Here is a 24839-nt window from a genome sequence, read left to right as displayed (position 1 = left end):
CCGCCCCATACTGCACAGAACGTCAGTTGCGGTGCTTGACGATCATATCAATGGCCGCCTCTTCGGTCATATCAGTACTCTGGATCTCGACCTGAATGTCCTGATTGCTGGTTTCATTAAAAAGCGTCGTATTACCAACGGTATGAAAATCACCGGTTACCGTGTCTCCTCTTTCCACCTCATAAATATCCAGCAATTTGGCAACGATAAACCGCTCTTCAGGATCGCGGATAACGATGAGACCAATGCGATGCTCATGATGCACAACGACTCCACGCATAACAGGATTCCTTTTGACTGTTGAGATAGTAAGCAGCATATCACCGGCTTAGAATGATAAAAGATAAGCGTATAACAATTCAGCGCATTTTTGGGTATGGATCACGTTCGATACCGGAATAATCGCCACACCAACCCCACATTACGTGAACGGCTACAATGCAATTTATAGTAGAAAATTTATAGCAGAAAAAAAGCCCCGACAAAGTCGTCGGGGCCTGGTACTCGCAAGCAGACCGAAAAGGGAATGCTGCGCGGCAAAGGGCATCGGAAGAATACCTGATGGTGCCCACCCCACGGGGTACCACCTAGGAAGCAGATGTCGCAGAGGGAGCCATCTGTGGGCTCAACGCGTTTTTCATGGCCGCGACGACATCGCCATCAACACAGTAATGCTGGAACTCATCCATGTCGGTTTCAGAGCAGAGCGTGACGCCTAATTTGCGATAACGCATCGGTGAAGGTAGCCACTGGCCTGCGGATGTATGTAACTCCTGAATGCCGCTAGCGCGAAACTTGTGCAAATTAGTCAAACGCACCCCAGCACCAGCCATAATAATTGGACCACAACTGGCCTCATTAAGTTCCCGTAATAGCGTTAAACCATTTTCGGCACTTTGCTGTTGCCCGGATGTCAGCACCCGGGCGATGCCCAAATCCGTCAGTTGATTCAGCGCCAGACGCGGGTTCAGGCACATATCGAATGCCCGATGAAACGTAACGGCCAGCCCATCACACCGCGCCATCACCTGCCGCATCCGCACGATATCGATATGCCCTTCCTCATCCAAAACGCCGACGACCAACCCAGGAAACCCCATCGCCTTAATCTGATCAATGTCATACAGCATGGCGTTAAATTCCTGCTGGCTGTAACAAAAATCTCCCCCACGCGGTCGAACCATCGGGTGTACCGGGATAGACAACATTTCCCGTGCACAACGCAGCACACCGTACCCCGGCGTTAAGCCTCCCTCTCGCTGTGCAGCACAGAGCTCGATTCGATCCGCACCTGCCTGCTGTGCCGTCAGTGCGCAGTCCAGACTGTAACAGCAGACCTCCAACATTGGCATACCCCCTCCTTCGAAAAAATAACCACATCGGAAAAACACCAGACTTTCCGAAACAATTGCCCGCTCATAATGCGTTGACCGTATGGCATACGGCCTAATACTGGCATCCCCTCGCAGGTGGCGAAGAGAGGCATGTCACACTGGTGACAGCATTTACACATGGAATATGACGCGCCACACAGTTTACCGATCCCTTGCCGGCCACCACGACCATGTCATTGATGACATACCATTTGTTATATATGGCGCAGTGGGTTGCATAGCATGTAGCGGGACTTAACCTACTGACGGGTCGACTGTTCGCTGGCTGACTGTTCGCTGGCTACGATGTCCTGAATGCGATAGGGATGGAATTTTAACGTGATGCGACCATTGGTCACTGCCAGCGTCGGGTTGGGCAATCGCTCATGCTCACCCTGGGGATGACTGAATTTCAGTTTAATCCCGGGCGCGGTCAGGGCCGTATCCGACAAACAGGCCAGTGCGCGGGGATGAAGTGTCGCCGGGTCGCCGGGCAATACCAATTCCACATGCTCCCACCCTTCATGCGGGTAATGCCGATTGCCTGGCCAGGGTAACTCCACGCAATCAATCTGCCACGGTCCGACAGTTAATGGCTGGTGCAGCGTGAACAGACAGATTGTTCGGCCATTAATCACGTTTTCCGATAACAACGTGCCACAAGCCAGTAATGCGGTACGCCACTGCTCAGCGGTACTGTTTTGATGACAACGCAGGGATATGTGGTCGGCTTCAAACGCAGCCAGATCAAGCTCAAGCTGTTGCGCGAGTTGCTGGAGTTCTATCGTAAAGCGGGAAAGATCATTCATTAAGGAGGGGGGAAGCGTCGACGGTAACAGAGCGGTCATTATTTCCTCATTAGCCTGAATAAAAAGTTTTTTCAGTATAATTTAACATAGGCAGAATAACCGCCGTCTTTTTTCCGCTTTTTGTATCAAACAATGCTGACATTAGCCCCCTATTCTTGTCTTTTCATGTCATCATTGACAATGTTGGACAAACTTCATTTCAATCAAACAATAATACCAACAGGCACCATTAACAAAATGAAAGAAATATAATATAAATTACAATTCATTGATTTTAAATGACTTTTAAAACCCGGTGAGAGTATTCTTAAATATTCCCTGTAACATTGAGAAATAAACGAAAAGCAGATAACTTCGAAACTACCCACTCTCCACTAAATGACTGAAGGGCATTCATCATGTTGCTAATAACGTTCTCTATGCTGGTTGTCATTGCTGGCTATTCTCTGTTCCGCCATTTCAAAACGATACAGAGCACACGCCTGAGTACGGATCGCCGACACAAACGGCGCTAAGTTTTTTTATAATCCCCCCCTTCATTATTCCGGCTTGTCGGTAAGCCGTGTGTTTTACCTTAATTCTGACTATCGATAATGACAGCAAGTATCTTGCCGCATTATCAGGCACTGTATTTATTTTTATTGCCGCCCCGCCCGGGGCGCTTGTTATGCGGCTCTGCTGACTACACCACCCAAATATGGTATAAAGAAAGGCTTGATTCGTCATTTAGGGTAAACCGGTGAATATTCAGGCTCTTCTTTCAGAAAAAGTCCATCAGGCAATGATTGCGGCGGGCGCACCCGCTGACAGCGAAGCAATGGTTCGCCAGTCAGCAAAAGCGCAATTTGGTGATTATCAGGCAAACGGTATCATGGCTGCCGCCAAGAAATTAGGCATGCCGCCACGCCAGTTGGCCGAAAAAGTAGTTAACACGCTGCAATTAGATGGCATTGCAGCCAAGACGGAAATTGCCGGTCCCGGTTTCATCAATATCTTTCTCGATCCTCAATGGTTGTCTGCCCAACTGGAGCACGCGCTGACGGCACCGAAACTGGGTGTTTCACCGGTTGAGCCGCAAACTATCGTCGTTGACTATTCCGCCCCCAACGTTGCAAAAGAGATGCACGTCGGCAACCTGCGCTCCACCATCATCGGTGATGCGGCCGTGCGAACACTGGAGTTCCTCGGTCACTACGTTATCCGTGCCAACCATGTCGGCGACTGGGGGACACAATTTGGCATGCTGATCGCGCATCTGGAAGATGTCCAAAATGACAGCACCCAAGACCTGGAACTGGCTGATCTGGAAGCCTTCTACCGCGAAGCGAAAAAACAGTACGACGACGATGAAGCGTTCGCTGAGCGAGCACGTGGCTATGTGGTGAAACTGCAAAGCGGCGATGAGTACTGCCGTTCAATGTGGCGCAAACTGGTCGACATCACCATGGTGCAGAACCAGCGCAGTTATGACCGCCTGAATGTGTCATTGACGCCAGAGAATGTCATGGGCGAAAGCCTTTATAACGCCATGCTGCCTGACATCGTCGCAGACCTGAAAGCCAAAGGGCTGGCAGAAGAGAGCGAAGGCGCCATCGTGGTCTATCTGGATGAATACAAAAACAAGGAAGGCGAGCCGATGGGCGTCATCATCCAGAAAAAGGATGGCGGCTACCTCTATACCACCACGGACATCGCCTGTGCCAAATATCGCTACGAAAAGCTGGGTGCCAACCGTGTGCTGTATTACATCGATTCTCGCCAGCATCAGCACCTGATGCAGGCCTGGAGCATCGTACGCAAAGCCGGTTACGTGCCGGAATCCGTCAGCCTGGAACACCACATGTTCGGCATGATGCTGGGTAAAGACGGCAAACCGTTTAAAACCCGTGCTGGTGGCACCATCAAATTGTCCGAACTGCTGGATGAAGCCTACGAACGTGCACTGACGCTGATTGCCGGTAAAAATCCAGACATGGAACGTACCGAGCTGGAACAACTGGCGCAAGTGGTCTCTATCGGCGCGGTCAAATACGCTGACTTGTCGAAAAACCGCACCACCGACTACATCTTCGACTGGGATAACATGCTGGCGTTCGAAGGCAACACCGCGCCGTATATGCAGTACGCTTACACTCGCGTGGCGTCTATTTTCAAACGTGCTGACGTGGAAGAAAGCAGCCTGACTCAGCCTATCGTGCTGACAGCAGAACACGAACAGGCGCTGGCTACCCGTTTGCTGCAGTTTGAAGAAACCGTAACGACCGTAGCACGCGATGGTACGCCACATGTGATGTGTGCTTACCTCTACGATCTGGCTGGGGTGTTCTCCGGTTTTTACGAAAACTGCCCTATTCTCAATGCTGACAACGACAGTACCCGCCAGAGCCGTCTCAAACTGGCACAGCTGACCGCGAAAACGCTGAAAACCGGCCTGGATACGCTTGGCATCCAGACCGTTGAGAAGATGTAATTTCTTTTGCATCCACCTCCCTCCCCGTCATGGGGAGGTTTTTTCGATATCATCAACCGTCCTGTTCCGATACCCCCTCAGCTCATTGCACCTTTGCCGCGTTGAAACTCTCCAGTGCCGCTTTTGCCTGATGTTGCAGTAGTCTGACGATCGGCGTGCGTTGACTATGGCTGTTATTCGTCAGATAAACGCCGATCGCATGCAGCAGGGCTTCCACACTCGCCTGGGATTTTTGCTGATGGAAATTCGCCAGCGCCGCATCGACAGCAACAATATTCTTGCGAGTCGTGGTCATTAAAAACTCACGAGTGGTGGACTGTTGAATAAATTCGTTATACCCCATCACGCGATTGATACCGACCATCACCACCGCGTCTTTGTCTATCGCGGCCGTCAGCCCGTCGCTGGCCTCGGCAAGTGATTTGCCGAACGCCTGGGAATCGGGAAGATGCAGTTGTTTGATGTGGTTCTTGCTGTCTTCAACCGCCTCCAGCGATGACGTCAATCCCTGTTTTTCCAACATAGCGCCATCAACATTCGACAACGATCGCAACTTCTCTATATTGGCTTCAATGCCTTGCATCAGCTTATGTTCTTCATCAACCAGTTCGGCATACTGGTTTTGCAACATCTCGATACCATATTTTTTGTTGAATTCAGCAAGCTGGCGATTGGCCTGTTCATCATTAAATTTTCCCACCAACGCCCGGTGGTACTGACTTTTACGCTGCAGCAGCTCCACATATTTCGTTTCCAGCGTTTTCCTTTTATTTCCTGCGCTCAGGCTGCGCTGTTTCAGTTTTTGCAGGTATTTTTCTATGGTCTTACGTTCATCACGCAAAATACGCATTCGCTCGTCGCCGCTGCCGGCAATCGGCTGATTCCCTTGCAGCAGGCTCTTCGCTTCCGCTCCTTTAATGGCGCGGTATTCCGGCGGATTGGCTTTTTTCCCTATTCCCAGTGTTTCCGGCTTTTCCGGCACCATCGCGTCTTTCGTGCTGCCGATTTTGCCCACCAGCTCGTAATTCCCCATGCGCCACTCGGCGGCGGTATATTCAAAGATAGTTTTATTAAAGAAATACAATGCCTTGGCCTTTACCACCACCCCAATAGACGCCACTGCTTCCGGCTTGAAGCGATAATCAATCACCAACGGTTCGGTCGTCTTAAACTGGCGCGTATCACGATCGAACCGAGCCTGTCCCCCCAGGTTCACCTGACTGTTCAGCATGGCCTTGCCTTCGGCAAAAGCCCCGGCGCTGAGCGCCAGCAGCAGTTGAGTACCCGCATTCACCCCCAGTTCAGCGCGCAGGCCGATCTCGCCCTTAAAAATGGCATGTTTGCCGATGGCCCATATGCCATCCTTGCCCTTCGCGTTCAGTAAAATATTGATATTCAGATTGGCTTTCGCCTCCAGCGAGCCATAGACCTCCAGCCCCGTGAAAATCGGAAATATTATCTCAACCTTGAGCGGCAATCCGGCGGCCAGCCTCTCCAGCGACAACTGATTCTGGTACTCTACTTCGCCGAACAGTTCCGACGGGTTCAGCCGCGCCGACGCGCCAAACGCCGAAAAATGCAGTTCATCCAGTTTCGGTTGGAAGGATTTCACCGTCAGCCCGCTCTGCCTGAGGTCTACGCCGGAAACCAGAAACGTCACCGGACCTATCGGCAAAAAATCCATGATCCCGGTATTAAAGCCGGGAACAAACTCCGTCATGTTGTTATCATCGCTGGCCGGTCGATTAGGCAATAGCGTCAGGCCCGCTTTATCGACGTGTAAACCATCGCGGTTGATCTGCGCATCGTTGATCCCCAACGAAAACAGCGATGTTGCTACACTGGCGGAAGCCACAGTCCCCTGGAAGCCATCTGCGCCCATGCTGAGGCGCAGCTGTTTCGCACTGCCGGTGACTTTAGCCAGCTTGAGCGCTGCATCGCTGGTCAACGTCATCGACTTGCCGTTCTCTGCGATCAGGAATTGCAGTTGCTCCAGCGTAAACCCGGAAAACAGCGCCAACTTCTGCGGACCGCGCACAATAGCGGAAGAGAAATTCACGCCGTTGCTATCAATGCTGACATCATTCACCTCGCCTTCAACATCGATGGCTTTGATACGCAATACCGCCTGTTTCATGGTGAAGCGTCGCTGGTCATGGTCGTACCCCAGCTCGCTGGATTTCAGGTGAAAGGCCTGATAATCCGCCTCGAAGTGCCCGTTACTGAGCACGATGTGCGTTTTCTTCTCGCGGCTGTTGTAGCGAATACTCGCCGTACCGCCGGCCTTCACTTCGGAAAACAGTATGTTGAGGGTGGCGCTGGCCGCCGCCTCCCATTCGTCAGTACCGGCGCGCAATTCACCCTGCACTTTTTCCAGCATGACCCGATCGCCAAGCAACGGGATCCGCTGCCCGACGATCAAACCTTCACCGGTTACCGCTTTATTATTCACCGCTAAGCTTGCGATCATCCCGCGGATATCCAGTCCGGTCAGCGGTTGTAGATTCAGTTCGGCGTCGGTGAGGCTTAGCCCGTTCGTTTTACTGATGGCCGCCTGCTTGATAGTGACGACGCCTTTGCTTTCATGAAAGTCATCCAGACTGCCCGACTTAAAATGCCCAGTTTCATCAAGCTCCAACATCAAATGCGCGCCCGCATTCCAGCCATACAGACCAATGCCGGCGTAGGCGGAAAAGGTCATCCCGGTATTTTTCTGGTACCTGGCCCGTATGTCCTGCGCCAGCACCGTGCGATTGCCGATGGAAAACTCCTTCAGGAAAAAGCCCAGCTGTTGCAGCCCTTCATTGCTGACCGACAGCGACGTCATATCCAACTGGCGCACTACAAACAAATCGCTGCCGAACACGATTTCCTTGCTCAGGTTGATGCTTTCCTGCGATTCCAGAATCGCCCCGCCCTCCCAAGGCAGGATCAGCGTCAGCTTGCCGTTCTGCCCCAGCGATCCTTCATGATCAAACAGCCGATAGCCGAGTGAAAACCCGGCGTGCAGCCCGCCCTGCGTCGTTTTTCCGTCGCTCTCCTGCTGGGTATTTTTCAGTTTTACGGAGCCGACCTTCAGCCAGATGATGTGCAAATCCAGGCTGGCGATCGCTTTTTTCTGTTCATCCGGCGATGTTGTTTTTCCTTGCTTGCCTGTTGTTGATGTCGGTGCGCGTCCAGCGCCCGGCCCCTGCCACCAGTTGGCGTAGAGGTACTGACCGAATTTGACCGCGCTGCTGATCGGATGGCTGGCCGCGTTAATGGCGATCTTGAGGATATCCACCACCTGCAATAGCACATGGGTAGACGCCCCTTCGTCGGCAGCCACCAGTAAGCTGTGGCTAAAGCTGACCGCCCGTTGACTCGGCAGGTAGCTCGCCACCTTGCCGGCCAGAAACAAGATACCGGTTCTCACCGGCGCCGGCAGCGCTTCCCAGATGCCGATGGCGGTACTGAGCGCATTGCTGAATACGGTCACTTTGTCGATGATTTTTCCAAAGGACTCGTAATGCGACAGCATCTTCAGCGCCTGACCGTCGGCAAACAGCAATATGTTGTTCAGACCCAACGGCAGCAGATGAGTTTTCAGCAGAGAAAAAGTGAAATCAGACACGACGCTGCGCTGCATCGCCTGATGGGAGCCCGACCAGGCATAACGCTGCACCGGCCCGGCAGACGACGCGGCAAGACCGCGATCGCCGGTCAACGGCGATGCTATCGCCATCTGCTGCGCCTGTTGCCCCATGCGGGTCGCCTCGGCTTCCAGCGCCGGATCATCATTGATGCCTGCGCCATGCAGTTGCGTCGTAGCGCGCACCCGCCCCTGCGCCTGTTGCACCACATGACCCAGTTCATGCGGCAGATGGTGCGATTGCCCTGGCGCGAGATGAATATCGGCGCCCTGCGCATAGGCATACGCGCCGTAGTGCGCCGGTTTATCCGAGTTATAGTGCACCCGGACGTGATCCAGCGATTGCCCGGATAGCTGCTCCATTCCTGACTTCAACGATGACGGCAGACCGGTTTGTCCCGCTGACGGCGCCGACTGACGATTATCCGGCAGCGCCGCGCCTCCCCGATGCGGCTTACGCTGCGTGACGGACTGGGTGTGGTGGCGTTGCTGCCGCGATGCGGAATTAAAGTCAGCCATGTCGTTACACTCTGGTCATTTGAATTTGGATGACGAATTTCCCTGGCTGAACACCCCGCCGGGATACGCGCTTTTATTGGCCGCCCACCACTGGTTAGCCGCGGCATGGCTCTTGAACGAGCCAACGTAAGTCCAGTTCCCGCCTGCAAGTTTGACCCAGTAATAGCGATCGCCTTTGAGTTGCAAGGTAGCCGACGGCGATGCCCGATTATCCTGCAACGGCTGACGTGGCTGGCGTTGCGCCTGGCGCTGGGGCGTTGCGGTGTGATGCTGCAGACTGGCATGCTTCATGATGCCCCCCGCGGTGAATGGGTTAAGCGAATGGTTTTGTTGTCTTTCTGGAATTCCTGACGGATACCGTTCAGCAGATCGTCACGATGTACGACGCGTTCGTTGCGACGGATGGCTTGCAGCGCGCACTGTCGCAAGACGTTGATAATTTGCCCGCCGGACAGCTCGAAATCTTCGGCGATGCGCGATAAGTCGATATCATCGCCCAGTTCGCACACCCCCCGAAAGGCGTTCTGCCACAGCAGCAGCCGCTCTTGCGGGCCGGGAAGAGCAAACTCCACCATGCTCTGGAAGCGGCGGGTGAAGGCCTCATCCATATTGGCCTTCAGGTTGGTGGCTAGAATCACGGTGCCGGGAAAATCCTCAATGCGCTGCAACAAATAACCGGTGAGCTGGTTGGCATGGCGATCGTTGGAGGACTGGGTGAGCGTACGCTTGCCGAACAAGGCGTCCGCTTCGTCAAAAAACAGGATCCAGTCTTTGTAACTGGCAGCGTCAAATACCCGCGACAGGTTTTTCTCGGTTTCGCCGATGTATTTAGAAACCACCATCGACACGTCCACGCGATACACATCCCGGTCTGTGGTTTTGGCCAGCAACGCGGCAGTGAGAGTTTTTCCCGTCCCCGGTGGGCCGAAAAACAGCGCGCGATAACCGGGTTTGACTTTCTGATCGAGCCGCCACTCCTGCATCAGGGTATCGCCGTAAGACAGCCAGGCGCGGATCTCATTCACCCGGTTCATCACCCGATAATCCAAAACCAGATCGTCCCAGCATAGCGGCGTCTCCAGCGGATGGGCTGGAAAGCTCATGCTCAGTTCGGGACGCGGATGCTCGCCGGTAATCAAATAGGTCAGCCAGCGGTCGCTGAGCCGATAGACACCGGCCCAGGCAGGCAATGCAGGGTCGGCTGGCAACAACTTGGTCACTTGTTCCGCCATAAACCGGTGCCGGGGCGATAGAATATGCATCACTTCCAGCCGCCAGGTCGGATCATTGCCGGCAATCAGGAAATTAAGTGTTTGTCCGGTGGGAATGAACCCGCTGAACGCTTTATCGCTCACCCCGCCGAATTCGCTAAACCCCCGCTCAGTACTCAGGTTCAGCCCGAATAATTTATCCAGTACGTTGGGACTCAAAGCGGGAGCCATAGCCAGCGCCAGCGCCAGACGCTCAAACGTATTCAGTTCCCAATTCAGGACCAGATCGGCATACACACTGCCGTGGTGTTCCAACCGTGGTGGGGTAATTTCCAGCCAGTGATTTTCATGCCCTTCATGCTTGAGATAGCAGCCAATCACCTGACTAACCACTTGCGACAGCCAGTGCATCTCCCGGTAAAGCGCAGCAATATTGTGTTCGGGTGAAATCATGACCTGGCTCCTTATTAACATCCGGTGACAGCAAACCTATCGGGTTCATGACCAGGGCGCGATCGTAGGAGAACGGCCCGGCATGAACCAACGTCAATGTTACGTCTCCCTGCGGGTTATGCCGCGTAGGCCGCGGCTCTGGCTGCCCCCAAACCGGCCGTCAGCGAATTCAACAGCACGGTGGCGCTCGCCAAAGCGGCCTGCGCCGTATCCAACTGCATGCTCGCCATGTTCCCGGCCGCCAACGCTGACTGATAGCTTTTCACTGCCTGTTGATAGCTTTTCTGGACTAGGGTGAACAAGGCATTGTCCTGCTGACTTTGGATAATCTGATTCAGTTGGACGATATAGATATCCACCTGAACCGTGATATCCACCAGCGTGTCATTGGACTGCTGATAAGCCTGACAGGCCTGCTCCATCGCCTGGTGCGCCTGTATCACCTGCAGTTGCTGCTGACGCTGCGCATTGCTGCTGTCCGCCGTTGCTGTTTCAGTCGGCGCACTCATCAAATTGAACTGAGTTTGATACGCGGCTGTTTGGGCGTACTGTGCCGCCTGTAGCTTCTGGTTGTCTTGCTGCGCCAGGGTTAACGCCTGCAACGCCCCCTCGACATTGCCGATCGCATCGATCACGCGTCCGTACAGCTCGCCCGCTTGTGGCGAATCGCCTTCGTCACCCACCAGCAACTGCCGCAATTGCGCCGCCTGCTGGCATTCGAGCGCTGCGACGCTGCCCGCTTCATCCACCGATGCGGCGGTGGCGTAGCTGCTTTGTAGCGCGGTCAGCGTCAGTGCCACCGCGCTGTTGGCATCGGTCGTAGCCTGATTCAGCACTGTGACCAAATCATTTGGGATGACGTTATTCGCCGCTTTTTGGCGGTTAACGAACCCGGACAATTTCTCGATCACATCTACCGAAAAAATAAGCTGCTCAATCAACACCGCGATATCATCGGTGGTGTCTTTCACCTTACTGCGGCTCTTTTCGGTCTGCTGCTGCACCTGCTGCGAATAGCGCCGCAGCTCTTCCACATTGGCCACCAGCGACTTAACCTGATTGAGATTCGTAAGAGCTGTATCTTTTTTCGCGTCGGCGTCGCCGAGCAATGAGGTAAAATAGCTCTGCTTTGCCGTCAATGCCGCTACCACGGCCGTCAGTTCGTTGACCCGGTACTGCGCGCTATTGACCTGATTCACCAGTGCGTCAATCTCTGCATTTTTCTTTTCAGCGATGCCAATTTTCATCTTTTTCACGGTATGCGCTCCTTACAGATTAGCTATCAGTCTGCTGTTCGTTGTTTTCGTCGCCACTGGCAGGTGCCGCTGAGGGGGTACTGTCGCTGGAGACGGTCGTGGTTGTAACCGAGGTCGTGCTGGCGGAAGTCTCGTTTTCACTGCCAGCCAGCGCCACCAACACTGCAGGCGTCGTGGCCCACAGCGACGACATCACACTGGCGTAGGCATTCTGATCGACGCTGTCAGAAGGAACGGTGAGCACCACCGGCAGATAATACATACCGGCGATCAATGACGAGCCGAAGTTGTCGGTCATATCATCCACAATGGCCGCTTCCATGGTACGCATCACCGCGCCGTTGTCGATGTAGGTCGCTTTACAGTAGGCCAGTTGATAATTGGCACTGGAGACCTGTGCCGCGATGGTCTTGTTGAAATAGAAATTAATGAAGTTGCCGCCAGCACTTTTTTCTTTAAACGAGTCATCAGTCAGCAAGCCACCGGTCAACGGCTGCCAGGCTGGGAGTAGCATGACGCGAAACACCTGCGCACCAATATTGTCGGACTGGATAGTAAACAGGACCGATTTTTTATCCGCGCTAAAGCCGACGTTTTTCGCTACCGCCAACGGTGTCTTCACGTTCACGCGCTGAGAGGCGCTGGAAAGGATGTTGCTGAAAGAATTGATGTATTTCTGGTAAGGCAAGCTTAGTACCATGTACAGGTAAACCACATAGTCCACACCCGTGGCAAGCGGGTCACCATCGATATCAGTGATGGACTTCCCATTACCTGAGAACAGAATAGTGGTCTGGTACGGAGCCTTGTCCACCTGAACAAAACGCGAAGTAGCATAGGCGTTAAACACTGCCTCGACTTGTTCCAACTTTACGCCGGCGGATTTATCCGCTCTGACGACAAACACATGGCAGACGGGGGCGGCATCTGGGATCGCACCATCGTTGCCCGGATGTACGCCGGAGTCGGCCGGATAGGTAGGGAACGGTTGTTCATACGGAGTGAAACTGACCGTGATGCCATCTGCCTTATCCGTGGCCGCTGCGGTCAGGCCAAAATTGAGCGCCAGATTGCTATCGGCCACGGTTTTTCTGATGGCGTACATATCCCGTTCGGCGTCTTCCAGCACGCCTTCCGCCTGTTTCTCGGCCTTGCTGGCGTTGGACACCGCTTTCTGGTCGGTCACCGCCTGCGCCGACAAGGCATCAAACTGGGTATTGGTGGCCGTCAGCACCATTTTTAGGGCCGTCTGGGAATGGGTCGCCTGGTTCAATAGATCGGTGGCGATAATCTCCGAGCTGGCCGCCGCCGCATCCATCGCCTGTTTCGAAACATACTCCGCATAATTCGCGGTACTGCGAATGAAGCTGTTGGCTTCCAGCGTCTTCTTGTAAATATCTGTGCCATAGCACGCCGCCGCAGCGATATTCAGCGCACTACCCAACTCCGCCGACAATTTTGATATCGCTTTGGTGGCCGTTTGGATGTTAGCGGCGGCCGTAGCGCTATTGGTCACGGTGGTCGCTGTCGCAGTCTGGATCTGCGTGGCCGATGACAACAGATTCGTCAGCAGATTATCGTTTTTGACCCCTTGCTCACTGATAATCCGACTGGCGAGAAGCTGCGCGCCAGTGGCCGTCAGGTGCTCGATGGCGTTCAGTTGAGCGCCCTGCGCGTAGTACAGGCTATACTGCGCACTGTACAACTGCGATTGCAGTTGTTGCTGTTGCGTATACAGGGCCAAGAGGGCGTTGCCCACTGTGTCCTGCAAGTTTTCTCTGTACGAATTCATAGTCTCACCTTCCCCTTCATTCGTTGATTAACGATTCACGGCATACCAAAGCAACCCGGCGGTCAGACTGGCCAGGTGACATAAATTGGTTTACTCATCCACGGTAACCGGATGATGGTGTATGACAGCGCAGAGCGGCCGATCAGGATGTCGTACGATCGGCGCGTCACCACCAACTCCCAGTACTCGCTTTTTTCCGTCAAGGCACCGTCTCGAACCAGCCAGTTACCGCGGAACCCCTCCACCGACGTTTTGCCAATCGCCGACCAATACTGCGCAATGGCCTCGATCAGGCTGTGAATGGTGGCAATCTCATCACTACTGATCTCAATACCCGCGTCTAGTGGATGCGACAACGGCAAGCCACACAGCAGTTTGTTCAGCACCAACTCATGCTCTTCGCTATGGCTCTGACCGGTGATCAGGTATTGCAGGTAATGCACGGCGGCACGCTGCGCCCCGGCACTGACAAACGCGTTGTCGCTCACCAACCGCAATCGCTCGAACAGCGGCCTGATATAACTCTGCAACAGCACCACGCCGGCATTGCCGACGATCAGCGGCATCGCCTGCGGGGCAACGTCATGACGTACTGGTTCGACCGGTCGTAACCGGGACAGCGCGCGCTCCGACGCATCGCCCCGCGCCAAAATGCCGATAAGTGCGTCGAGTGCATGGCGCAGGCCGTGTCCGACAGACAGCCCAGGCGCACCTAATGCCCGCTGCAACTGGATACGGCTACACCCGCCATCTCGCAACAACCGCCAAAACAGTTGCCTGACCAGGGCGTCGGTATCCATTTGCCCGTAGCCAGGTAGTAACCAGGCATCCAGCAGGCACGACAGCAAACTCTGTTGGCGCACCGCCTGATTCACCGACGGCAACGCCAGCCGAGCCAGCAATGCACGCAATGCCTGTACGGTCTGTATTGATACGGTGACAGAGAGGCCAGATTGGGCGAGCGCATCCACTACCGCACTCACTGGCAGATGATTTAACAACCGGGCTTTTACCGCAGGTCGCGCATACAGCGGCCGGACGCATTGCGCGAAATGACGGGGAGCGTGTAGCAACAGCATCATCAGCCAGGTCTGCTCGTTGCATGGGATACTGTCGACCTCACTTGCCGACGCCGGCAACGTTCCATGCGTCAGCCAGGTCGCCAGCGCCTTGTCCGTCCCAGGCCACGGCCAGCAAGACGAGTCAGACGTCGACGCATCCGATTGCCCACTCTCTTGCGATGCGGCCGTGGTCGGTTCCTCAGACAAGGCGGTCGCATCAGAGGCGATAACTTGTGACAGTGTCACTAACTGGTTATCATTCGGAGTGTCATTCCCTGCCGTCTGCACCCCCGCCACTCGCAGCCAACTACGCCACAACGCAACGGCCTGCGCACCCGCCGGTGCCGTCAGTCGCTGTTGCAATACGGTAGTCATCTGCTGCGGATAAACAGGCTGTTGCCGACACCAGCGCAGCAGCAGCCGCGCTATAAAGTCGGTGACATCCGTGAGGCTGCCTACCAGCGTGCGGTGCGCCAGCCAGTATGCCCGCCATGTCTGGCTCAATTGCAGCCAGAACAGCTGACGAAGACGAAACAGCAAAAAAGTATCAACAACCGGTTCAGCCCCCACCGACCGGGACAACGCCTGACGGGTTACGCTGAGTAACTCACGCCACAGTTGCTCCCGCTGCTCCCTGGTACGCCAGACGGCCGGTAATGTCTCAGCCAGCCACTGTTGGCCTTGCGGCGTCCGGCTCAGTGCCTCAAGCAGCCGCCCGGCTTGCGGATGATTCAGCAGGCTATCCGGTCGAATCACCGGAATGACGACCGAGCCCGTCGATGTGTCATCACCAGTTGGCAGCGAATTCGTTTTCCTCTGCTCCGACGCCGACACGCGCGGCAATCCCGGTAGTGCCGATGCCCGGCGTCGGCTGACAGAGTAGTGCAGCAACAGTGGTGCCAGATCAGCGTCCAACTGGCCGAATGTCTTGTCGGTATGAGCATTGTCACGCCACTCGGCGACGATTCTCACCGCTGGCACTGCGGTGCGTCGGGACAAAATCGACAGCAGGCGATGCAGCCATCGTCTGGCGTTCTGCGGTCCATCAAGATCGCACAGCATCGCCTCGACCATTGCTTCCGCCAGTTGCCGCGTCACACCAGCCAGCCACCGCTCCTGTCGCTGCCAGACCTGAAGTGACGTCAGCAACGCCATCGCCGGGGCGCACAGCGTCGCGGACAACGCCGTCATCAACCGCTGCAGATCGGACAAGGTCACACCGCCATTTCCAGCCAGCGCGGCAACCAACCGCTGACTCAGTTGATGAGTATCGCCATGAGTCTGTCGTAACTGCCGCAACTCGCTGCGCAGACGGTCTGACGCGGACGGCATTAACAACACTGCACGCAGTCCGGCACGCCCGGACACGACGTGAAACATCCCCCCCTGATGGTGAGTTGAGCGCACCGGAGTGCCCTCCCGCAGGTAAATAGCCAGCGGTAGCCAGAGGCTATCGTCACGCTGATGTGCTTTCAGATGTTGCTTTTGCAGTTCATGCAGAATAGTCAGCAGCTCAAAATGCCCTGCTTGCAGTTGCTGTACCGACGCCTGCGTTAGCATCGTCAGCAACAGCACATAGTCGATACGTGTGCGCTGGCTTAGGGTGAGCAGCGTCTGCTGCACAAACTGGCGCCGACTGAAATGGCTGCCCGGATTCACCAGCAGCCAGGCCAGCAACACCTCCCAGATAAGCCAGGAAGGACGACGTTGCTGGCGGAGTGACAGTTGCGTGCGAGTGACATGCAGCATGATAAAGCGGTGATCCTGTGGTGCCAACACCGCCACCACCTGCGCCAGTTGCACCTGATTCAGGTGCCGCAGCAAGTGTTCGCGGACGTCAGCGCTGCGTCCTTCCTGGCGCAGCAATGCCGCAGCGCGCGTCTGATCCTGCCAGGCCAGCCGCATCAGCAACTCCGAAATATGCACGGATTCACGCCCTTGCTGGACGATCGCTTCGCGGCGATGCAGCAGACGCTGCAATGTCCCCCATAACCCACTGTCGTCCGGTGTTTCCGGCACGGAAAGGCCTGCTCCGTCTTGCTGTAACCGCACCAGCACCTGTAGGAAAGACGGCGCGACCGCGCCGTCGCGCTGTAGCCGACTGACAGCCCGACTCAACTCGGCAACCAGCGTCTGAAAATCCAACTGATAATGTTGCGCCATCTGCCACAGCGTTGAGTACACAAACTGCTGCGTATTGAATAGCGTGCCGCGATCTACCAGCAGGTGCGTCAGGATCCAGTACCAGAGGTGGGTACCAAACCGGCTGTCCTGCTGGCGCACAAGGGCATACCGCCGCTGGCTGTCGCGCACCTGATCGGCGTAACGGCAGATAAAGCGTGCATGCCAGGGCTCCAGCAGCGTGACGGTGCGGCACAAACGGTTATCGCCCCACTGCCACGCGATACGCTGCCGCGCCGCGGTCTCCTGACCGACATGCCGCACCAGTGACGCCAAATGTTGCGGCTGTTGGTTCAGCAACCGATCCACCAGCGACAACAGCGATGTACGTTCGCGGCTCCACCAGGGCAATGTCCCGTGGCGCAAGAACCAGCGCAGTGTTTCCCGCGCTGTCGTATCAGCATCTTTTGCCGGCGCATCGGAGATGCGCACGGGCAGACAGCGTACCTGCTGTTGCAAAAATGCCCTCCCCAGCGCCTCTTCCAACGCGGCCACCAACCGCTGCGTCAGGGTGTCGTCCAGCGAAAGCAGCGGTACACTCCCTAGATCGACCTCCAGACGCTCAATGCGCCAGTTGTCCGTCGTCGGACAATGTGCATCGAAAAACCGGCACAGAATGCCCGGCATGACCTGATGGCTCCATTGACTCAACGCATTTTGCAGTGCCACAGCGTGCGCTTCCTGATCAAAGCGGGTTTGCCACTCACAGCGCGCGATCACATGGTCAGAAACCGTCATACGCCCTCCTGACACAAAGCCTGCAACGCGGCCATCAATGCCGAACGCGCCGATGGCTCTGCTGCTGGATCAGCATTCGGCACCTGAATCTGGCTGGACTGAAGCTGTTGATTGAACCAGGTACGGTAAGCGTCGATCAGCGCCGCCATTTGTGTACAGTTTCCGTGCGCGACACGCAGGCTGATATGCGCTGGCCAGTGCAACTGTTGCATCAGCGCCAATCCGTTCAGAAACGCGGGCTGGCCGGTCAGCGCTACGTAGTCCGGCAGCACCAACGTCGCGCCGGGCCAGCCGCCCGGCGGCGTTGGCACCGCATCGTCGGTTCCTTCCGGTACTCCCACCGCCAACTGTAGCAAGGTATGCTCCACCAACAGTACACCCTGACGTGACTGGCTCAGCCAGGCAAGCTGATCCACATACTGTTGTACCCATTCGGCCCCCATCCCCCCAGCCTCAATCGGTAAGTGCAGTACCGGCTGCGCGCCAATCAGAATATCCAGACAGGACGGGCTTTTTTGCACCGAAATATCGCCGATGATGTGATCATCGTCCGTCGATAGCATGTAGACTCCCGGGGCCGGTGTCGGCAGCCAGGCAAGAAACAACGGGTCTTGCAACAGTTGCGCCAGCGTAGCGGCCAGCAACCGCAAATGACGGGGAAAACCCAGTAACAGAGCGCATTTCAGCTCAAAAGTGCTGACGTCAGTGTACGTCTGCGACGGTAATCTGGCCTGCCGCTCCAATGCCGACAAATCCCACTGCCCGTCATGGCGTAATAACCGTTCGTCATTCCAGGAAGCCGCAATAACGTGTTGATTGCCGTCCTGCCGCAGCACACCGTCAAGCAGGCGCTGACGCCAGCTTGTGGTTGACGCCAAATCGGCAGTCGCTGGCGAGACGGGTATCGAATCCAGATAGCGGAGCAGCGCGTCGCGATGGTCAAAACTGTGCTGGTATACCGAGGTCAACAGTTCACTCAGTTCGGCAGGGCACTGATTCAGCCATGAGTGATAGTCTTCATCGCTCAACCGATAGCGCCCTGGTGCGGGCAGCGGCTGGGCGCGGGTGAAGTCGCACGCCTGAGCCCGACGGTAGGAGAGCGCTTGCAGGTTCTGCAACCAGACGCTTTTGACAAAAATACGGCTTTTCAGCTTGCCACCGAACCATTGCAGCGCATCAATGATGTCGTTGTAAGCATCAGCAGGTTCGCCGTGTCGGGCCAGCAGGTGGCTGAGCATCTCATCCCGCCGTTGTTCCGCCTCATCCGTGTTCTCCATCGCCTGCACCAACCCATAGTGGTAAACATTGAACGGGTCGCGCTGAAAACGTTGCCAGACCAACTCTGCCCGCAGGCGCGGGTCATCGGGATCCCCCGGATAGAAATACTGATAGCGCGCTTCGCCCTGCAACAGCGCCTGTACGTCCGGCACGTCATACAGCGGCTGACAGAAAAAGGTACGGACGGCCGGTTCGGCGGGCAACCCTGCCAGCGGATCTGGTTTTTCCGATAGCGTCCCGGCGTTACTCAGCCTCAGGGTTGGAGTGCGGGTAAAACTGAATGAGAACAAGTTGCCGAGGTTTGCCAGTTGTGAGAACTGGTTGGCGATCACCTGATCGAACATCAGCAGGTAGCCCTTCAACTGTCGCGCCTGCGCGACCCGATAGTCCGGCGTGTCCGCCTGCAACGAATTCGGCCCAACGGCATAAATGTCCGGAAAGGTGTTCTGAATAGAATAGTAGCGCTCGATATCACGATAGCGTCCGGATGGCAGCGGTGGTGCCAAATCAACACTCGCGTCCACGCTGCTGGTCTGATGCCGCGCGTGAAGCCGCGCCAGTGCATTGAGCGCTGTGATGCCATCCGATGGTGCAGCCGCGTTTCCTTGCGGATTGGCTTGCTGCGGCTCGAAACACAGCCGGGCGATGCAATCATCGGCAATCGTCAGGCTGGTTATCCCCGGTTGGTGGCTGAATTGTCCCTGTTCGATCGCCAGCACCCCCGGAATGCGGCCAATTAATACCACGATGTCGATCAGTCGGATGATATTTCGTTTGCCCGCCGACGCGCCGTCACCGGCGATCCAGCCTTTTTCCATCGTTGGGCCGTTGAAGATAACGTCGGGCTCGATGCCCTGCTCACGCAACTGGTCATAGCCCAACTGCTGCGCCAGCGGACTGACGTAATCGGACAGCGCTCGATCGATATCGGCATAAATCTGCTGCAGATCCGCATTCGGAGATAGCAATAACCGCCCGCTAATCACCACCGTTTGTTCCTTGAGCAGCGTCGGCGGTAAAAAATACTCTCCGATATTGCGCTGACTGTTCAACAAGTCATGCACCCGCGTCGTCAGTTGGTGGGCCGTCGGATCACCGCCACCCGGATCGCGATTGGTGACAATCGCCACCTGATACAGCCCGGTAGGCTGCTGCTGTTGTATCACGGCACAGAGATAGAGATTGTCGACTTCAGGAATGCGGTCAATGACCAAACGCCGGTAGTCCTCTACGGTAATCGGTCCAGTGGTCAGAATCTGTTCCACAGGGTAGAACTGACAGGCGTAATCAATCTGATGGTCTGCCTGCGTCAGCACATCCTCAACCGGGAAGCTGTTGACGTAACCCAGTTCCGTCAGGGCATAGCAGAGTTGTTCCAGAATCGTAACGCCCGGATCGCTGTCGTTGTAGTTGCTCCAGCCATGACCGGCGATGGCCTTAATCTGTTTGATCCCTTCCTGCTTAAGGAAGGTGAAGTTCTGCTCCGCCGGTAGTGGCCCGGCATTGATGCTGTTTTCCCCTACCTGTTGATCCAGCGGCAACGGCGCAGCCATATCGCTCATGTTGACACCTCCACCAGCGTGTTTTGCGGCATCGGCATCGCGGTGGCATCGGTCGCTGATGACGCCGACAGCGCGGTATTGCCGGCGCGAATAAAGGTCAGTTGGTGATGCAACGCGGACACCAGTACCTGATCCTCGTCCGTTGGCTGTAACAGCTCATCCGATGTTGTTCCCCCGGCCGGCGGCACCGCCTGAGCTGCGTTTTCAGGGTGATCGGGCGTCAGTTTACGCAATTGCAGCTGCTGTATTGCCGCCACCTCGTCAAAGCCAGTCAGGACACTCGCTATCGCGGCACTGCTGACGCCGGTGGCGATTGGATATTGCGACTGGTCGGCCCGGATCCAGGGCGACAGGAACAGGTTGATACTCTGCGTCAACGCTTGTGCCAAATCGTTGGCATTAGCCATCGTACCAATCACCAGCGTGGCGACGACCTGTACCGGCTCCGGGCGTAAATTACATACGGACACCTGCGCCACCGCCGACTGCCGGGCCGACAGATACGTCAGTATCTGATTCAGCCCCTCGCGCGGCACCGCTGGCCGAAAAGCACCCGCCGTACTGGCGTCGCTATACGCCTGTACCACCCCCAAGCGGACCTCACCTGGCCGCGTCGCACTGAGGTTCTTCACAAAAAACAGGCTGGGATAGGCCTGTCGGGCCAGCAGGGCGACGTCCCAACAGGTATGCATTCGGTCTTTGGTTTTCAGGCGCTGGCTGACGCGCTGGCGAAACAGAATGTCATCTTCCGCCGGGCGTCCTCCCGTCGAGTCAAACGGCTGCACGATACTGGCAATTGCCGGGTTGGGTGTCGCCAGCGCGGTGATACTGCCCGCCGCCAACCGCGGTTGTACGCCGGTGGGCAACATCGCCAGCGTTTGCCGCAGAACCCGCACCCCCTGCGTATTGCAATAGACCACCCGTACCGGGCGCGACGCAGCCTGAGTCATCAGCAGCCAACCGCGCTGTGACGTGACACCGGGGGTGACGGTCTCGGTGTCCAGTACCGGTGTATCCAGCGCCATGTCCTGCGGCAGGTCCAGTACTATCACTCCCGACGCGCTCAAGCCACCGGTCTGATCGCTCAGTACGCTGAGCGGCTTCCAGCCTGTCTGGCTCCAGTAATACATCTGTATCAATACGGGCAACGATACCGTTTCAACCTCTTGCGCCAGTTCGATAAACAGGCTAAGCCGACAGGGTGGGTTCACCGCCGTCAACGGCATAAATACCGCGCAAGCCGCCTGACACACCCCCTGATACAGCGCCAGCCCCGGCGCTGGCGTCGCTGTGCCCGGCTGCAAAGCCACACTGGCGAGATTAACCTGCGGCGTCGCTGTACCTGCTGGCTGTCTGAAATAACAATAACTCGCCAGTGTCCCGAGATGCACCAGCGCAAATGCCTGCGTCAGCGCCTGCGGCTGAGTGAAGTCCAGCGTCTGGCTGGCCCGATAGCTGGCGAGGACCTGGGTCACCTTCGGCACCCACGGCGGATTCGGCATGGCTGTGGTATCACCTTTACCCAAAAACGACATCAGCGCTTTGGCGTTCTCCAGGCTGATGTCGGCCACCAGTTGCGGGTACATATCAAACCCGAATGCGGGCGACGGCGCGCTAAGCATCATGCGCAGGTGAGGCGGCGCTATCGCTGCCGTTGAGTCATCCGCCAGTGAACGCCACACCATCCCCGACGGAAAGCGGAAACTGAAGGTGCTGGTGGGTGCGTTGACGTTTGTCTTGCCAGTCTGCGTTTGGGCCAGCAGGCCACCGGTCGCCTGAATCTCGTCGTTCGAAACATGCCGGGTCGGATGCCACAACCGCTGCCACAACTGCTGCAAAATCTGCTTTAACCAGGAACGATGTTGGGGTGCTGGCGATAACGGAACGTCATCGGTGGGCGGTGCAATCGTCAGGATGGCCGACTGTGCTTGCCATCCCGTCAGCGTGTCAGCCTGCCAGTCGACCCGAAACGCGGTATTGCTGAATGTGGTATCGCTGCCGCCGTGTTTAGCAAGCCATAGGTTATACGCGGCATAGTACTGGCTTAAATCAGTCGGTGGGTGGTCCCAGAAAAACTGTAGGCTCAGTTGCGTCAATGGTTGGTTGAATGCCTCAGGTGCGCTCAGGCCGCAACAGTCGCCGATCGTGGGCGTCGGCCCGAAGACGGTCATCGGTTTAGCGGCTGGCAGCAGTGCACCACCATAGATCAAGGTCACCGCCGGGCTTTGCTTCACGTCTATTGCAATCTGCAAAGCCAACAAACGCGGTGTCTGTTGCAAGTCAACCGTCGGTGGCAGCCATAACCGGCAATACGGCCACTCGGTATCAAAGCCCGAGGATGGTGCCACGGCAAACGCCGCTACCGCCGGGAATGATGCGTCCAGCGTCACGACCACGTTTATCTGTGCGGGCGTTTCACCCTGCTGCCAGCGACAATAGCGGGTGACATCCAGCCATTGCTTCGCGCTGCTGAGCGCAACGGCAGCCTGTTGGTACGTGGTCACATCGACGGGCTGGTCCAGCGTGAGCGTGAGCGTCAGCACGCGTTCGCCAGCACTGAGACAAAACATCGGGCTGGCGAACGCCAGCCCCTGCACCTGTGCCTGTGCCTGAACGCCACATCCCCCAAACCAGTTGCTGGTCAGGATGTGTTGCTGCGTATCACGCCGGATCTGCGTGCTGTCGGGGAGCGTATCGACGTAAAGCTGTTTGTCGCCGCTCTCGTCCTGCATATAGTGAGTGTTGATAACCGCCCCTAGCCGTATGCCGTTAATCTCGGTGTCTTGCGTACTGACAAAGGTTATCGGGCGTTGTTCGGCGTCAACGCCGGCGAGAAACGCCGTTCCGGCCGCCAGCGTCACCGGCACCTGCCCGGCGACGAGCGTCAGGCAGAGGAAGGTCTGATCCGACTCAGCCGGGCGTGGCTGCTGCTGCAACAGCCTCCGGTAATAAAAATCGAGATGGCGACGACTGAAACTATTCAGCCCAGCCTGAGAGAACTGCAAAAGCCGGTTGAAGGCGATAACCAATGCGGTATCAGGAAAGTCGTTCTGTTGGTCGCACTGGGCATAAAATGCGTCTTTGGCGCTGGTGATCACCTGCATAAAGAACGAAAACACCTGATGGTAGAGCGTTTCAAGCAACGACAGCGCCACCGGTATTGACGGTGGGCGCGCGATTTGTGGGCCGCGATTGCGCCATAACTCACCGAATTGACTGACATCCGGCATCGTCAGTGTCCAGCCCGGTATCGCCTCCATCAGATAGCGCTGCGCGCTGATACGCTGCCACAGGCAGTCAGACAATGATTGCGGGATAGCCTCCAGCACAAACTGACGCAATGGGTAAACTGTCGTGCTCTGCGATAAATACAGGCCCCAGGTATTGATGTGGTTAAACATCGTGTCCAATAGCAGCAACAACTGATGAATGGCCTCGACGTAGTTGTCAGGCGTTTCTTCTACCCCAGTCTGGTGGTTTCGGTACTGCGACAAGGTGCGCTGTAACTGACTGAAGCGAAAATGCAGCGGCTGATACGGCGTTTTGCTGATCACCGCCAGCAGGATGGCTGGGTCTTTCAGCATCAGCGCACGCCAGTTTCCCGCCGCCTGATTACGGACGTCATAAAACACCACCAGATCCGCGATAGCGGCGGCAAACGCCAGACGATCGCGCATGTCACGATCGTCTATCGCGATGCTGTCTGGATTCAGGCGGCGATTGATCTCGCCAAGCAACGTATCGCTGTCAACGTTGGTGCGCACCCTGCTGCTCCACGGTCAGATTGGTCCCTTCAAGCAGAGAAAATGGGAAAACATGGTTGTGCCGCGTATTGGTCTGTCTGATGAGGTAATCGATATGAATCGCCACCATGGCGGCTGGCTCGGACAGGAACCTAACCTCCACAGACACGACGCTGATGCGCGGCTCATCATTCAACAGTGTGGTCCGCACCGACTGCGCAATCTCATTTTGTAGCGTCGCATCGGAATGGCGGAACAGGAAGCTGCGTAGTTCGCTGCCAAAATAGGGCAACAGGCTGCGCTCCCCGCGTTGCGTCTGCAAAATCAGGTCAATAGACTGGCTGATGTTGGCCTCGGCGCTGTTCATCGCTACCTGCCGGACGGCCCCGGAAAATACCGGGGGAAACTGCCAGCCGCGGCCGAGAAAGTTACTGTCATCCATCCCCTATCCCCCGATCATCACCGTAAAATCCCCCAGTACCAGGCTGCCGCCATGCGCGGTGCTGTCGCCTATTCGTGCGGCGGGCATCCCGCCGATCAACACAGTAGCCGACCCTTTGATGATGCTGTCTGGCGGCCCGACGCACACCAACATGTCGCCCACTCTGGCGGCGGGCAGCTTGCCTATCAGCACGGTTGGACAACCCGGCCCGATAACCGGCCCGCCCACATGGGGGATCGGCGGCAATCCCGGCGTCACCATGGGGCACTGATGGAAATCGGTCAGTCTTGCTGCTGGCGGCATCGAATCCTCTCCTTTTA

14 protein-coding genes are annotated in these 24839 nt (G+C 56.3%); 1 reads left to right on the top strand and 13 read right to left on the bottom strand.

The features are described from left to right. Positions 1-22: 22 nt before the first annotated feature. The 3 genes from FAZ14_RS15250 to FAZ14_RS15240 all read right to left on the bottom strand — a co-directional run bounded on the left by FAZ14_RS15250 (position 23) and on the right by FAZ14_RS15240 (position 2221). The gene (locus FAZ14_RS15250; RefSeq protein WP_016941238.1) at positions 23-319 is read right to left on the bottom strand and encodes a hypothetical protein; all 297 of its coding nucleotides are present in this window, start codon (positions 317-319) and stop codon (positions 23-25) included. Positions 320-587: 268 nt separating this feature from the next. Beyond that, entirely contained in the window at positions 588-1352 is a 765-nt protein-coding gene (gene cutC / locus FAZ14_RS15245) for a copper homeostasis protein CutC (protein WP_016941237.1), read from the bottom strand. A gap of 281 nt (positions 1353-1633) precedes the next feature. Then, positions 1634-2221 (bottom strand): VOC family protein, encoded by a 588-nt coding sequence (locus tag FAZ14_RS15240; protein ID WP_016941236.1) that lies wholly within the window; start codon positions 2219-2221, stop codon positions 1634-1636. 700 nt (positions 2222-2921) lie between these two features. On the opposite strand from FAZ14_RS15240, the gene argS reads away from it, so the two are divergent. Then, the gene (gene argS, locus FAZ14_RS15235) at positions 2922-4652 is read left to right on the top strand and encodes an arginine--tRNA ligase (protein ID WP_016941235.1); all 1731 of its coding nucleotides are present in this window, start codon (positions 2922-2924) and stop codon (positions 4650-4652) included. An 82-nt stretch (positions 4653-4734) separates the two neighbouring features. Here the strand turns inward: argS and FAZ14_RS15230 are convergent, their stop codons facing one another. The 10 genes from FAZ14_RS15230 to FAZ14_RS15185 form a co-directional block, all read right to left on the bottom strand. Continuing rightward, positions 4735-8802, bottom strand: coding sequence for an eCIS core domain-containing protein (locus FAZ14_RS15230; RefSeq protein ID WP_153508839.1), 4068 nt, complete (start codon positions 8800-8802; stop codon positions 4735-4737). Between the two features lie 15 nt (positions 8803-8817). Further along, positions 8818-9093: a hypothetical protein gene (locus FAZ14_RS15225; RefSeq protein WP_016941233.1), complete on the bottom strand. Its 276-nt coding sequence runs from the start codon at positions 9091-9093 to the stop codon at positions 8818-8820. Further along, positions 9090-10466, bottom strand: a complete 1377-nt coding sequence (locus FAZ14_RS15220) for an ATP-binding protein (RefSeq protein ID WP_016941232.1) — start codon at positions 10464-10466, stop codon at positions 9090-9092. The genes FAZ14_RS15225 and FAZ14_RS15220 overlap by 4 nt, the downstream gene beginning before the upstream one ends. Before the next feature lie 116 nt (positions 10467-10582). Continuing rightward, positions 10583-11722, bottom strand: a complete 1140-nt coding sequence (locus FAZ14_RS15215) for a hypothetical protein (protein ID WP_038925939.1) — start codon at positions 11720-11722, stop codon at positions 10583-10585. Between the two features lie 19 nt (positions 11723-11741). Next, positions 11742-13514, bottom strand: coding sequence for a hypothetical protein (locus FAZ14_RS15210; RefSeq protein ID WP_153508837.1), 1773 nt, complete (start codon positions 13512-13514; stop codon positions 11742-11744). A gap of 62 nt (positions 13515-13576) precedes the next feature. Beyond that, on the bottom strand, positions 13577-17494 hold the full coding sequence (locus FAZ14_RS15205) for a contractile injection system tape measure protein (protein WP_153508836.1): 3918 nt from the start codon (positions 17492-17494) through the stop codon (positions 13577-13579). Next, positions 17491-20334: a hypothetical protein gene (locus FAZ14_RS15200; protein ID WP_153508835.1), complete on the bottom strand. Its 2844-nt coding sequence runs from the start codon at positions 20332-20334 to the stop codon at positions 17491-17493. Before FAZ14_RS15200 ends, FAZ14_RS15205 begins: the two co-directional genes overlap by 4 nt. Further along, entirely contained in the window at positions 20331-24098 is a 3768-nt protein-coding gene (locus FAZ14_RS15195; RefSeq protein WP_153508834.1) for a baseplate J/gp47 family protein, read from the bottom strand. The genes FAZ14_RS15200 and FAZ14_RS15195 overlap by 4 nt, the downstream gene beginning before the upstream one ends. Next, on the bottom strand, positions 24082-24519 hold the full coding sequence (locus FAZ14_RS15190) for a GPW/gp25 family protein (RefSeq protein ID WP_038925944.1): 438 nt from the start codon (positions 24517-24519) through the stop codon (positions 24082-24084). Before FAZ14_RS15190 ends, FAZ14_RS15195 begins: the two co-directional genes overlap by 17 nt. A gap of 3 nt (positions 24520-24522) precedes the next feature. Further along, entirely contained in the window at positions 24523-24822 is a 300-nt protein-coding gene (locus FAZ14_RS15185; protein WP_016941224.1) for a PAAR domain-containing protein, read from the bottom strand. Positions 24823-24839 lie beyond the last annotated feature (17 nt).

This window comes from Dickeya oryzae, assembly GCF_009372235.1.
Classification (GTDB): Bacteria; Pseudomonadota; Gammaproteobacteria; order Enterobacterales; family Enterobacteriaceae; genus Dickeya; species Dickeya oryzae.
Note: the sequence above shows the minus strand (reverse complement) of the source record. Positions and strands in the feature narration are given on the sequence as shown.